11 protein-coding genes are annotated in these 14,382 nt (G+C 33.9%); 6 read left to right on the top strand and 5 right to left on the bottom strand.

The annotated features are described in order from the left end of the window. Positions 1 to 46: 46 nt before the first annotated feature. Genes xylB through COJ46_RS08560 form a run of 3 tightly spaced genes read left to right on the top strand, consistent with a single transcriptional unit; the run spans position 47 to position 4,220 of the window. Positions 47 to 1,546, top strand: a complete 1,500-nt coding sequence (gene xylB, locus COJ46_RS08570) for a xylulokinase (protein ID WP_097976495.1) — start codon at positions 47 to 49, stop codon at positions 1,544 to 1,546. A gap of 39 nt (positions 1,547 to 1,585) precedes the next feature. Continuing rightward, positions 1,586 to 2,569, top strand: a complete 984-nt coding sequence (locus COJ46_RS08565; RefSeq protein ID WP_097976497.1) for an aldo/keto reductase — start codon at positions 1,586 to 1,588, stop codon at positions 2,567 to 2,569. Between the two features lie 46 nt (positions 2,570 to 2,615). Then, on the top strand, positions 2,616 to 4,220 hold the full coding sequence (locus tag COJ46_RS08560) for a glycoside hydrolase family 43 protein (protein ID WP_097976499.1): 1,605 nt from the start codon (positions 2,616 to 2,618) through the stop codon (positions 4,218 to 4,220). A gap of 122 nt (positions 4,221 to 4,342) precedes the next feature. Here the strand turns inward: COJ46_RS08560 and COJ46_RS08555 are convergent, their stop codons facing one another. After that, complete coding sequence (locus COJ46_RS08555; RefSeq protein WP_097976500.1) at positions 4,343 to 5,170, bottom strand: hypothetical protein; 828 nt, start codon at positions 5,168 to 5,170, stop codon at positions 4,343 to 4,345. A gap of 301 nt (positions 5,171 to 5,471) precedes the next feature. Further along, the gene (locus tag COJ46_RS08550; RefSeq protein WP_097976502.1) at positions 5,472 to 7,007 is read right to left on the bottom strand and encodes a DHA2 family efflux MFS transporter permease subunit; all 1,536 of its coding nucleotides are present in this window, start codon (positions 7,005 to 7,007) and stop codon (positions 5,472 to 5,474) included. 211 nt (positions 7,008 to 7,218) lie between these two features. On the opposite strand from COJ46_RS08550, the gene COJ46_RS08545 reads away from it, so the two are divergent. From COJ46_RS08545 to COJ46_RS08535, 3 genes are all read left to right on the top strand, one after another. After that, positions 7,219 to 8,109, top strand: a complete 891-nt coding sequence (locus COJ46_RS08545; protein WP_097976504.1) for a TetR/AcrR family transcriptional regulator — start codon at positions 7,219 to 7,221, stop codon at positions 8,107 to 8,109. A gap of 285 nt (positions 8,110 to 8,394) precedes the next feature. Continuing rightward, positions 8,395 to 10,473: a carbon starvation CstA family protein gene (locus COJ46_RS08540; protein ID WP_098565823.1), complete on the top strand. Its 2,079-nt coding sequence runs from the start codon at positions 8,395 to 8,397 to the stop codon at positions 10,471 to 10,473. Next, positions 10,463 to 10,666, top strand: coding sequence for a YbdD/YjiX family protein (locus tag COJ46_RS08535; RefSeq protein ID WP_056469068.1), 204 nt, complete (start codon positions 10,463 to 10,465; stop codon positions 10,664 to 10,666). Before COJ46_RS08540 ends, COJ46_RS08535 begins: the two co-directional genes overlap by 11 nt. 198 nt (positions 10,667 to 10,864) lie before the next feature. Here the strand turns inward: COJ46_RS08535 and COJ46_RS08530 are convergent, their stop codons facing one another. The 3 genes from COJ46_RS08530 to COJ46_RS08520 form a co-directional block, all read right to left on the bottom strand. Further along, entirely contained in the window at positions 10,865 to 11,536 is a 672-nt protein-coding gene (locus tag COJ46_RS08530) for a YdeI/OmpD-associated family protein (protein ID WP_097974763.1), read from the bottom strand. Positions 11,537 to 11,648: 112 nt separating this feature from the next. Beyond that, complete coding sequence (locus COJ46_RS08525; RefSeq protein WP_097974765.1) at positions 11,649 to 13,592, bottom strand: FtsX-like permease family protein; 1,944 nt, start codon at positions 13,590 to 13,592, stop codon at positions 11,649 to 11,651. After that, the gene (locus tag COJ46_RS08520) at positions 13,582 to 14,343 is read right to left on the bottom strand and encodes an ABC transporter ATP-binding protein (protein WP_025568323.1); all 762 of its coding nucleotides are present in this window, start codon (positions 14,341 to 14,343) and stop codon (positions 13,582 to 13,584) included. Before COJ46_RS08520 ends, COJ46_RS08525 begins: the two co-directional genes overlap by 11 nt. Positions 14,344 to 14,382: the final 39 nt, after the last annotated feature.

The raw sequence follows: 14,382 nt of genomic DNA, 5'->3' as shown, positions 1-14,382 counted from the left end.
TTTTTCTCATCGATTCGCTAAAAAAAACAATAAAAGGATGATTGTTATGAAATATGTAGTAGGAATTGACCTTGGTACAAGTGCCGTAAAAATTTTGTTAGTTAATCAGTCCGGAGAAGTATGCCAAGAAGTATCTCGTGCCTATCCATTAATACAAGAGAAATCCGGATATAGTGAACAAAATCCAGAAGAATGGGTTGAAAAAACCATCGATGGACTTGCCGAACTAGTTAGAGAATTTGATGGTCATCCGAATGATATACAAGGGATTAGCTTCTCAGGTCAAATGCATGGTCTAGTGCTATTGAATAAAGAAAATGAAAACCTTCGTAATGCAATTTTATGGAATGATACAAGAACGACTAAGCAATGTGAAAAGATCAATGAAATAGTAGGCGAAGAACGTTTACTGGAAATAACGAAAAATCCAGCACTTGAAGGATTTACTCTACCGAAGCTTTTATGGGTAAAGGAATTTGAACCTGAGATTTATCATCAGGCAGCAGTGTTTTTATTACCTAAAGACTATCTTCGTTATCGTCTGACTGGAGAAATTCATACTGAATACTCGGATGCTGCTGGAACATTACTTTTAAACGTAAAAGATAAGCAGTGGAGTGAAGAATTATGTACTAAACTCGATATTCCTTTTGATCTTTGCCCACCAATTGTCGAGTCTCAGATTTGCGTTGGAACTATTACAAAAGAGGTTTCTAATTTGACAGGACTTAGTCGTGAAGTGAGAGTATTTGCAGGCGGAGCCGACAATGCATGTGGCGCAATCGGCTCAGGTATTTTAAAAGAAGGCAATACGCTATGTAGTATTGGTACTTCAGGAGTTGTTCTTTCTTATGAAGAGCATGGAGAACACGACTTCAAAGGTAAAGTTCATTATTTTAACCATAGTAAAGAAGATGCTTTCTATTCAATGGGTGTAACGCTAGCCGCAGGTTTTTCATTAAGCTGGTTTAAGGATACCTTTGCTGAGGGTGTGAATTTCGAACAACTATTAGATGATGTTGATACTGTTTCAATTGGATCAAATGGTTTAATGTTTACTCCGTATTTGGTTGGTGAAAGAACACCACATGCGGATTCAGTTATTAGAGGATGTTTTATCGGCATGGATGCAGCACATAAGAGAAGTGATTTTGCGAGGGCTGTCATGGAAGGCATTACTTTTTCATTGAATGAGTCAATTGAAATTTTCCGAAATAATGGTAAAAAGATTGATTCGATTATTTCAATTGGTGGCGGTGCTAAAAATCCTATTTGGCTTCAAATGCAAGCAGATATTTTTAATGCGACAATTATTAAGCTTTCAAGCGAGCAAGGTCCAGGGATGGGTGCGGCAATGATTGCTGCTTATGGATGTAATTGGTTTGAATCATTAGAGGCTTGTGCCGAAGAGTTCATAAAGCCAATCACTTCATATAAACCAGTTAGTGAAAATGTTAAACAATATGAGAAGCTTTATTCAATTTATAAGCAAGTTTATTCCAACACGAAGGGATTAAATAGAATGTTATCTGAATTTAGAAAGTAGTATAAGACGCTAAAAATAGCACTAGAGGGGGAGTTTTACTTGAATTATCGAGAACTTGGTAATACAGGTTTAATGATTAGTGAGGTAAGTTTTGGAACTTGGGCAATTGGTGGAGCATGGGGAAAAACAGATGATACGGAAGCTTTAAAATCATTACAACACGCAATCGACCAAGGTGTAAATTTTTTTGATACTGCAGATGTTTATGGTGATGGACATAGCGAAGAACTATTGGCTAAAGCCACAAAAGGACTTGAAGATAAAATTTATATAGGCACAAAATTTTGCCGAAAAGGTGATATCTTTTCACCGGAAAATTACTCATATGAAGTGGTTAAGTCATATTGCGAGGATAGTCTAAAACGCTTAAATCGAGATGTGATCGATTTATATCAAGTACATTGCCCAGCAACTGAAATTTTAAAGGATGGACAAGTATTTGATGTACTTGACCGTTTAAAAAGTGAAGGGAAAATCCGCCATTACGGGGTTAGTGTTGAAACGGTTGAAGAAGGATTGATTTGTTTAGAAAACCCAAATGTGAAAAGCTTACAGATTATCTTTAATATTTTTAGACAAAAGCCATTAGAAGAATTACTTCCCGAGGCTTATAAGCGTGGGGTTGGGGTTCTTGTAAGATTACCGCTAGCCAGTGGACTCTTATCTGGAAAGTATAAGGCTGATCATATATTTGAGGAAGATGATCACCGAAACTTTAATGAAAATGGAGCGGCCTTTAATATCGGAGAAACATTTGCAGGTTTGGGCTTTAAAAAAGGAGTAGAATTGGCAAATCGAATTAACTGGATTGCTGAAGGAAGGTCATCGATGGCAAGTGCAGCACTTAGATGGATTTTAGATCAAAAAGAAATTACATGTGTAATTCCTGGCTTTAGAAATCAAAGCCAAGTGGATGGCAACTTAGAAGCAATGAATATACAATCTTTTTCGAAAGCGGAATTAGATCAATTAGAGCTTTTCTATCAAAAAAATGTTTCGGACTTTATCAAAGGTGCTTACTAAAAAAGTAATGTATTGAACTAGATAGATGCATATGGAGGAGTATAAAATGGTTAAAATCAGTAATCCAATTTTACCGGGATTTAATCCGGATCCAAGTATTTGCCGAGTTGGGGAAGATTATTACATTGCAGTTTCAACTTTTGAATGGTTTCCAGGAGTAGGAATCTATCATTCAAAGGATTTAAAGAACTGGCGCTTAGCATCAAGACCTTTGAACCGTTTAAGTCAATTAAACATGACAGGTAATCCAGATTCGGGTGGAATTTGGGCTCCCGCAATATCTTATCGTGACGGACAGTTTTGGTTAATTTACACGGATGTAAAGGTAGTTGAAGGTCAATGGAAAGATTGTCACAACTATCTCGCAACTTGTGAAACGATTGACGGAGAATGGTCAGATCCAATTTATTTAAATAGTACTGGATTTGATCCGTCTCTATTCCACGATGAGGATGGAAAAAAATATTTAGTGAATATGGTTTGGGATCATCGCATAGGAAATCATCATTTTTATGGCATTTCATTACAAGAATACAGTGTAGAAGAACAGAAACTGATCGGAAAAGCAGAGGTTATCTTTAAAGGAACTGATATTAAACTGACGGAAGCACCACATCTATATAAAATAAATGAATACTATTACTTATTAACGGCAGAAGGTGGTACGAAATATGATCACCAAGCTACTATTACAAGGTCAAAACAGTTAAAGGGTCCATATGAAGTACACCCAGAAAACCCGTTAATTTCGTCATTCCATGCACCAAGAATTCCCCTTCAAAAAGCAGGACATGCATCAATTGTTCAAACTCATACAGATGAATGGTTCCTTGTGCATTTAACAGGAAGACCATTACCAAGAGAAGGTCAACCATTGTTAGACCCAAGAGGTTTCTGTCCATTAGGAAGAGAAACTGCTATTCAAAGGCTTGAGTGGAAAAATGATTGGCCGTATGTCGTAGGAGGGAATAGTCCATCACTTGAAATAGAGGGTCCAAAAATAGATGAAGTAAAATGGGAAAGCGACTACCCAGAGGTGGATGACTTTAACTCAGAAATCTTAAATCCTCACTTTCAAAACTTGAGAATTCCATTAGGAGAGAATATCGTATCATTAAAAGACAATCCAGGGCATCTACGTCTTTACGGAAGAGAATCCCTAACATCTAAATTTACTCAGTCATTTATAGCAAGACGTTGGCAAGATTTTAACTTTACTGCAGAAACAAAAATAGCATTTAATCCAAAGTCATTCCATCAATCAGCTGGTTTAGTAAATTACTATAACACTCAAAACTGGACTTCATGTCAAATCACTTGGAATGAAGAAAAGGGCAGAATTCTTGAGTTAGTAACATGTGATAATTTTAAGTTCGATCAACCCCTACAAGGTAACGAAATTATCATTCCAGAACATGTTGAATATGTGCATCTTCGAGTAGATGTGAAAACGAATGTTTACAAGTACTTTTACTCATTTGATGGAGAGGACTGGACAGAAATACCTGTAGCACTTTATTCATATAAACTGTCTGATGATTATATTCAAGGCGGGGGATTCTTTACAGGTGCATTCGTTGGAATGCAATGTCAGGATACGACTGGTCAAGGGCTCCATGCGGATTTTGACTATTTTATTTATAAGAGATAACAAAAAATGTCCCTGAAGGTTGTTTTAACTAATCTTAGGGACATTTTCTTTTCTTCATTATTTAAGATAATCTGCAGTGATGTCTTTTAATTATTGATACTAAATGGATAGTAAAGTTTTTATTAATAGTAAATTCTTACGGCTTCATCGTCTAAGTGCATTAAACGTAGTTGTTTTGAAAGATAATTTTTTACTTCTTCATCATCATAGAATAATGCCTTTGATTGTGCTTCGCGTAAAAATACTAATTTAGCCTCGAGTGATGAGGTCTCAAAAAAGTGTACTACTTCATCAGTGTCTAAAGTAAGAATAATATTTTCTTCAAACTTAAATAAGTTTTGATTTTTTGTTTCTTCCGTTTTCGTCACAAGCTTATTTAGTATTCCAAGGCTGTCCTCAGTCGGTAAGACGATTTGATTTTCTCGCTCATTTTTGACTCCGATTAAGTAATCTTCTAATGATTTAAACGGTTCAAGTGAAAATTTTTGCTGAAGCACCTTTCTTTCTGCAGCTTCATATCCTTCTATAGTTTGAGTCGCTTTTATTTCAGGGATCTTTTGAAAAGTATCCTTATTAGTAGTGACATCTACAACCTCCACAGCACCTGGTGCATAGCATATTAACCTTAGGAAATCATTTAAATTTTTAGCAACAATTTGTACCGGATCATCAGAGTCCATTGGTGAAACACGTACAATATAAGCATCTTCTAAATCACCAACTTGGCCAAAATCAGTTAAAAAACCAAAATGAACTCCATCTGAACCAGTTCTTGCAAATTGGATAACATCAAGGGGAGTGTTTAAATAACGAGTATCGATATTTTCATAAGAGAAATATAAACCACCCAAAGACCCAGATTCACGATCTAATTGATTTTGTAAGTTAATTACATTAACTAGTGTTTTAGGGATTTCGTACTTTCCGTAATTCAACTTAACTTTATCCATTTCGAAATTCTCCTTTGTAGACTTACTCCCTGTGAAAAATAGTAGAAAAGCGATTAATAGACATATAATAATTTTTCTTAGCATTTTAAACCATCCGATAAGTATGTATTATTAAGTAGTGGTGAGTTTTTTTAATGATTTGTTAATTAAATTATAACCTTTAATAATCAGGGATTAAATAGAATGTTTTATAACAAAAAGGATGCTATACACTTTAATATCACGTTTTGTTTAACAGATAGTAACAAAAAAAGCTCAACCAATTTTGGTTGAACTTTTTTTAGTCTAAGGACTTACTTTATTAATTCTCTGCTAACTTTTTCTTAAAGTTAGTACTAGTATTCGTATTTTCTTTCACTAAAGGTTCCTCTGCAGCTGTTGAACGTTTGATAAAGAATGCAAGAACTAGTGCAACTGCGGCAACGAATACCGTCACATAAAATGAGAAGTTAATTCCCTCTAACATTGCCTTCATTGTGATCTCTTGCTTTATTTGAGCAAGCATTTCAGGTGTAGGTTTACTAGTCACATGCTTCATTGCTTCAGTAGCAAGCTCATTAGCTTTTGATTCTGTACGATTCGACATTACTGTTATGAGTAAAGCTGTACCAATCGCACCAGATACTTGCTGTAAAGTATTATTCATCGCAGTACCATGTGGATAGAATCGTTTTGGTAATTGATTTAACCCATTTGTCGATACTGGCATCATGACCATCGACATACCGAACATACGTAATGAGTATAAAATAATAATATGCGTATAAGTTGTATCCATTGTTAACTTACTTAAAAAATAAGTAGTAACAGTCATAATCGCTAAACCAGTTACTGCAAGAATTCTTCCACCAATTTTATCAAATAATTTACCCGTAATTGGCGACATAATTGCCATTAATAAAGCACCTGGTAACAGCATTAAGCCCGCATCAAAAGGTTTAATGCCTCGAAGCGTTTGAGTGTAAATCGGTAAAAGCATCATTGCTGAGAACATAGCCATTGTAACTACAATTGAAATCGCTGATGATAAAGCAAACATAGGGTAGCGATAAATTCTAAAGTTTAACATTGGTGTATCAAGTTTTAATTGACGTAAGATAAATAGTACTAATGAAATAACCCCTACAATTAAAGTAACGTAAGCTTCTGGACTATCCCATCCTTTTGTTCCTGCAGTACTAAAACCATACAATAACCCACCAAAACCTATACTTGATAAAAGAACTGAGAAAAGGTCGATCGTACTGTTTGATTTCTCTTTTTTATCTTTAAGTAAGAAAAAGCCGATAATTAAAATCGTTAATGCAATCGGTGAAACAACATGGAAAAGCATTCTCCAGTCATAATGTTCAATAATCCAACCTGATAAAGTTGGTCCGATTGCTGGTGCGCCCATCATTACTAAACCAAAGAAGCCCATTGCAGTCCCTCGTTTTTCAACAGGGAAGCTAGTTAGCATAACATTCATTAATAATGGCATTAAAATAGCCGAACCGGAAGCTTGAATCATACGGCCCGCTAATAATAAAGGAAATACATGTGCAAATCCTGCTGTTAAAGTACCGATATTAAATAAAAGTAGTGCAGTTAAAAATAAATGTCTAACAGAATATTTTTGGATTAAGAAAGCAGTAGTCGGAATTAAAATTCCATTTACTAGCATATATCCAGTAGAAAGCCATTGAACAGTCGAAGGCTCAACGTCCAAATCCTTCATAATAGAAGGTAAAGCAATATTAAGTAAAGTATTGTTTAAGAAAGCAATAAAAGCACCAATCATTAGGATTGTAATAATCCCATATGGCGGATTAACTGATTTATTCATGGAATGATCCATGATTCCCCCTCCTTTGTACATCTAGTTCAATTTTTTGAACTGCGTTTCCATCTTCTATATAAGATAATATGATATACCATTCAATCATTAGATGCAATTATAATAACCATTAGAAATCTTTAATAATCTAATCAGATATTTACTAGTTAAAAATGTTAAAATAATGTACTATGTTTTTTAAGCAGTAATTAACTAGAACCAAGGTGATTATATGAATGATCGTAAACAGCATGTTGTAAAAATAGCTCATGAATTGTTTATTGAAAAAGGATTTCAAGCAACGTCAATTCAAGACATTTTAGACTATAGCGGAATTTCTAAAGGTACATTTTATAATTATTTTTCGTCTAAAAGTGATCTAGTAGTCGCATTATTTAATATGATTTATAAAAAACTTGAACATGAAAGAAATGAGTTGTTGATCGGACAGAGCCCTTCAAATATTGAAATTTTTATTAAACAAATAACTTTATTAATGGAGGCAAATAGAGATAATAAATTGATTTCTCTATTTGAAGAAGTAATTTATATAAATGACTTAGATATTAAACAGTTCATAAGAGAAGGTAATTTTAAGACATTAAATTGGGTGTATACACGTTTCTTAGACATTTTTGGCAGTGAAAAGAAAGATTTTTTATTAGATAGTGCCATTATGTTTTTAGGAATTATTCACCATAATGTGAGATACTATGACCTTGCAAAAGATATGAATATTAGTATGGATCAAGTCGTCCGATATAGTGTAAAACGTATGATTAAGATTGTTGAGGATGTTGAGGAATCTGGTGAGCAATTATTCAATTTGGAACTATTAGATAGATGGTTACCAGTAAGAAAGACCGAAGAAAATCTTCAACAAAAGCTTTGTAGTATTATTTGTACAATGAAAAAATCAGCATTAAATAGTAATGATCAACAAAAGTACAATGAGTTACTAGATTTTTTACAAAACGAATTGTTGCAGTCTAAAACACCGCGAAAATTTTTAATTGAGAGTGCTCTAGTATCCTTAAACGAAGGGAAGACGTTACTAGGAGAAAAAGAACTACAAAGGCTGAATGAACTAATCGACATTAATTTTATACAACATGTAAAATAACTTAATTAATATGAAAGAAAACCATCCTTTAGCTTTTAACGCTTAGGATGGTTTTCTTTTGTTTAAAAATGATTAGTTCCAATGTTGCGAAAGTTAAAGTTATATTTTCCCTTGAAATTCTTTAATTAGATAAGTTCAATACAACTTTCGTCTACTTTTATGAAGAAAAAACAGCTTGAAATCAGTAAAAATGTCGTTATTATACTTTTTTTACCATTAATTGACAAAAAATTCTGAATTGGTGATATACTTTCTTTTATAAATGAAAAAGGAGGTATCTTTGTTGTGAAATCTTTAAAATCAATAGTAGTTTGGGGATTAATTTCAATACTTGGAGCTTTCTGTTTTTCTGTATTAGCTTTAAAAAGAGGGGAAACAATAAATGCAATTTGGCTCCTCACCGCGGCAGTTTGTACATATGCAGTGGCTTATCGTTTTTATAGTAAGTTTATTGCAGAAAAAGTATTTAAGCTGGACGAAGATCGTAAAACACCTGCTGAGATTAATAACGATGGTAAAGACTTTGTACCAACGAATAAGTGGGTACTATTTGGTCATCATTTTGCAGCGATCGCAGGGGCTGGACCACTAGTTGGACCAATTTTAGCTGCGCAAATGGGTTATTTACCCGGAACGATTTGGATTATAGTAGGAGTCGTATTTGCTGGGGCAGTACAGGATTTTGTCATATTAGCTGCTTCGACACGTAGAAATGGTAAATCGCTTGGAGAAATGATTAAAGAAGAGATTGGTCCTATAACAGGGGTCATCGCGTTAATCGGTATATTAGGAATTATGGTTATTTTATTAGCTGTATTAGCACTTGTTGTAGTTAAAGCGCTTGCAGGAAGTCCATGGGGAATGTTTACGATTGCAGCAACTATTCCGATCGCAATTTTCATGGGTATTTATATGCGATACATACGTCCAGGTCGAGTAGGAGAAGGGTCTTTTATTGGTGTAATTTTATTACTACTTTCTTTATTTGCAGGACAATATGTAGCAGAAAGTCCAACTTTAGCGGCAATGTTTACGTTTAAGGGAGAAACGATTGCTCTTATGTTGATTGGTTATGGGTTTATAGCATCTGTACTTCCAGTTTGGCTATTATTAGCTCCACGTGATTATTTAAGTACATTTTTAAAAGTTGGAACGATTTTAGCTTTAGCAATTGGCATTATTATTGTAGCACCAGACTTACAAATGCCGGCCATTACAAAGTTTATTGACGGAACGGGACCAGTATTTGCGGGAAATCTATTTCCATTTTTATTTATAACAATTGCTTGTGGATCTGTTTCTGGATTCCACGCATTAGTTGCTTCAGGCACTACCCCTAAAATGATTGAGCGTGAAACGCATGCACGTGCTATTGGTTATGGTGCTATGTTAACGGAGTCTTTTGTAGCAGTAATGGCTATGATTGCCGCTTGTTTATTAACTCCAGGAGCATATTTTGCTATAAATAGCCCACCTGCCATAATTGGAACTGATGTAAACCAAGTGGCTCAAGTAGTCTCAAGTTGGGGCTTTACAATAGCTCCAAATGATTTGACTACGTTAGCCAAAGATGTTGGGGAACAAACAATTCTTTCTCGTACTGGTGGGGCACCAACTTTAGCAATCGGCATGGCGGCTCTTTTTTCTAAAGTAATTGGTGGTAAAGCATTAATGGCTTTTTGGTATCATTTTGCTATTTTATTTGAAGCATTATTTATTTTAACAACAATTGATGCTGGAACTAGGATTGGACGTTATATGACGCAGGATATTTTAGGCAATGTGTATAAGCCATTTGGAAAGACGGATTCACTTCCTGCAAATTTAATTGCGACAGCTATTTGCGTTTTCGGTTGGGGCTATTTCCTTTATCAAGGTGTTATTGATCCACTTGGGGGCATTAATACTTTATGGCCGTTATTCGGTATCGCAAATCAAATGCTTGCCGCGATTGCATTATTGCTAGGCACAACTATCTTGCTGAAAATGGGGAAAAAGGCATATGCTTGGATTACATTAGTGCCAACAATCTGGATCTTAATCGTTACAATGACTGCCGGTTGGCAAAAGCTATTTCATGCATTACCAAAAATAGGGTTTTTAGCGCATGCTAAAGTTTTTAAAGATGATTTAGATGCTGGCAAAATCCTTGCACCAGCAGCTAGTAAAGCACAAATGAATCAAATTATTTTAAATGACTATATTGACGCAACAATTTGTGGATTGTTTATGGTGATTGTGCTTTTAGTTCTAATTGCTTCGATTCGAAATTGGATCAATATATTGTCAAATAAACCGATAAAATTACATGAAACTCCGTACATTAAACGCGATGAAAGTGAACCGAAAAATTATGCACTATAAAGTGAAGGAGTTCAAAAAATATTATAAACAGTTTATTAGTTTATTAGTAGGTGTACCAAGCTATGAGAAATATGTTGAACATATGAAAACACAACACCCTGATCAACCAATTCAATCTAGAAAAGAGTTCTTTATCGAAGCGCAAGAGTCACGTTTTAATTCTAAAGGTGGTAAAGTTACTCGTTGTTGTTAAAAAATATAATCTTGTTGATTCAGCGTGTAGACAAAGTTCTAAAAACTTGATTTTCAGACTGATTGCGAGCGCTTGTCTTTCGAGGCGCGAAGTTACCTTAAACGGTAATGAGCACTGCAGACAGGCGAAGCAACGAAGAAAGCGAGCGTTTGACAACAGTCTTGAATCCACAAGAATAATCTTGTGGATTTTTTGTTCCTATTTTTTATCTCTACGATATAAATCCAGCGTTTTATATCCAGCAGCTAAGACCATTTTCATTTCTTCACGTCTTTTTGCTTTCGTTGCTTCTTGCTTAGCGCTATAGACGTGTCGTGCCCAATCTTTACGATACCCAGGAGTTAGAGACTTATAGATCGTAAGTAATTCAGGAGAATCTTCTAAATCCTTTTCTACATTTGGAATCATATCGATATAATCATCTACACACTGACTTGCTTTCGATGAATTCGCAGCTTTTGTTTTTGTTTCGTCTTTTAATCCAACAACTGTAAAGACGTCATCCAACCCAACCATACGAGCAAATTTAATTGTACTTGAACCAATATAGCCGCTCTCATCCGCACCTAATCCTTCGAATAAATCATCACGATGAATATAAGTCGGATATACTTTGTTTCCTTTTTTAGGATAGGCAATAAAAATATAACCATTTTTATCTAAATAATGATTCTGGATAATCTTTGTGACTAGTTCTTTTAGCGAGTCCATATCAAGTACAAAAGCAAATATCAGATCGTAAGGATGGTTTTGTAGATCCGTCTCAAAATGTGGTAGATCTGCAAAATAATTTACATCACTTGGTTGATTTAAAACGGTAGCTTTTTTATATTTTTTTAAGTTTAGCTTTTCAACAATGGTTTTAGTCATTCCGATCCACCTTTAAAGTAGTATGTATAAGGCTATTATAAATCAAAATAAGTAAAAAAATAATAGAAGCTAAAGGGAGAGCTTCTATTATTTAGTAGGTAGTAATGTTAGTCTAAAGAGCTTCTTTAATTACTTTTTTATAATAAAGAACCGATAAAAGACCAAAGACCGAGTATAAAACAGCATATAAAACCATGACGATAATCATTGGAGTCCAGACTTCAGTACCAAATAAGAACCATCCAGATTGAACGGCAAAATAGCTATGAACTAGTCCGACTACTAATGGGATACCGAAATTAAACAATTGCTTAGAACGTATACCTCTTAATAAGTCTCTACGGGAGAAACCTAGTTTACGTAAAATAGTATAGTTTGGTTTTTCGTCAACACTCTCATCCATTTGTTTAAAGTATAAAATACATCCTGATGTCATTAAGAATGTAAGTCCTAAAAATCCGACGATGAACATAATAAGTCCCATATTTGCTTTTTGACTTTTAACGATTTCAAGTCGAGAATCATTAGGATAATTCTTATCAAGTTGATGGTCCTCATAAATATTATTTGCTTTTTCGATTAGTTTTTCATCGCTTATATTAATGCCATTGTAGACAGTAGAATCTTTTTGAATTGATGAATCAAGATTCTGTTTTAATGTTTTAAATACTTGATCGTCTACAATAACAGTAGGAAATCCCCCATTTGTGAAGTAGGAAGGTATAATCTTTTCACGTTTTAAACCTAAATAGTTTAGATTAAATTTTTTCTTACTGCTAGTTAATTCAATATGCCCTGAATCCTTTAAGGTCATAAATTTCTGAAGCATATCGTCGTATCCAGTAAATAAGGCTTCATTTGAAGCAAGGTTTATTTTAACTGACTTTTCGCTTACTACCGCTAGTGGGAATTTATCAGCATCCTTCATCATGCCTTTTAACTCTGTATCTAGTATTTTTTTTATATTTGCATTAACTTGAATAACCTCGGTGTGTTTTTCTGTATAATTAATACCATTTTCATCTAGTGCAGATTTGAAAGTTTGTAAATCCTTCTTATTATTTAAGAAAAAATCAGCAGGGACATGGCTCTCAGCTGTCTTTTCTGCAGAATAATAAGATATATAGCTTAAAGATAATAAGCCAATCGCTAGTGCTGAAACGGTTGTAATAATTGTTAGAAGCAAGGCATTAGACTTCATTCTAAACATAATTGAAGATAAAGATAGGACATCATTAATATTTAAATAGCCATTTTTCTTTTTACGAACGATATTTAAAATAAAACGAACCGAACTTTTATACACTAAGTAAGTTCCAATAATGACTGACGCTAAAATATAGATCATTACCGAAAAAAGTGCAGTCATAGTAGTAAAATCGCCATCAAATAATTTTGATGATAGAAAATAACCTGAGATTATTAATAAAATACCTAAAATTCCAATAGAAATCTCGAAGACAGACATTTTTTTAAGCTTTCCTTCAGTCGATGAGACTACTCGGAACAAAGATAAAATAGTTTGTCTTTTAATAAAAGCATAATTCATTAACATAATGAACGCGTAAATTACGATAAATACAATTAGTGTTTGCACTAATGCTTGTGAAGAAAAATGTAAAGTAGCAATCGCTTTTACTCCGACGATTTTATATAAAATCATAATGATCAGCCTTGAAATCGAAAAACCTACTAAAATCCCAAGAACCAATGAACTGAAATATAGAATACAATTTTCAACTGTTAAAATCCCGAAAATCCTATTTTTCGTCATTCCGATTAATTGAAACAAACCAATTTCTTTACTTCTTCTTTTTATAAAAATCATATTTGCATATAAAAGGAAAATCGAAACGATTGCGACAAGTAAAATCGACGCTGAGCGAATTGCTGCTGCTCCTTTAATCGAACCCTTTGTTGCTTCCATTGATGGATCATACTGCAATGTAACAAATGAGAAGTATAAGGCGGCACTAAAAATTAATGCAAAAACATATAGATAATAGTTTTTTAAATTCTTTTTTAAATTTCGGAATATTAAATGATTAATGCTCATGGTGAACACCACCTAATACACCTTGGGTTTTCATAATATCTTTAAAGAAATTCTGTCTCGTTTCGTCGCCTTTGTGAAGTTGTGAATAGATTTGTCCATCTTTAATAAAGACAACGCGATTGCAAAAGCTTGCTGCTACTGGATCATGTGTAACCATTACGATTGTCGCGTTTCTTTTCTCATTTAGTTCACTTAGTTTATTTAATAAATCTGAAGCAGATTTTGAATCCAATGCGCCTGTAGGTTCATCTGCGAAAATAATACTAGGTTCATGAATAAACGCTCTAGCGGCTGAAGTACGCTGTTTTTGTCCCCCAGAGATTTCGTTAGGATACTTATCTTTTAATTCATAAATGCCAAGCTCTTTCGCAATAACATCAAACTTTTGATTGGCTTCACTTGGTGACGTTTTTGTTATTGATAAAGGTAGAAGTATATTTTCTTTTACAGTTAATGTGTCTAGTAAGTTGTATTCCTGGAAAATAAAGCCTAAGTAGTATTTACGAAATTCTGCTAATTGTTTTTCTTTCATATCTGTAATATCTTTACCTTCAATTGCAATCGTGCCACTATTAATCTTATCGATCGAGGAAAGAACGTTTAGTAAAGTAGTTTTACCAGATCCAGACGGACCCATGATGCTAACAAATTCACCTTTTTCGATGTTTATATTAATGCCACTTAACACTTCTTGTTTATTAAATTTATTTCCGTAACTTTTATGAATTTTATTTGCTTCTAAAATATTCATTTCGTACACTCCTTTATTATCATTCGATAAAATTAGTAT

Origin of the sequence: Bacillus sp. AFS077874, from assembly GCF_002566505.1 — a bacterium.
Taxonomy (GTDB): domain Bacteria; phylum Bacillota; class Bacilli; order Bacillales; family Bacillaceae_G; genus Gottfriedia.
Note: the sequence above shows the minus strand (reverse complement) of the source record. Positions and strands in the feature narration are given on the sequence as shown.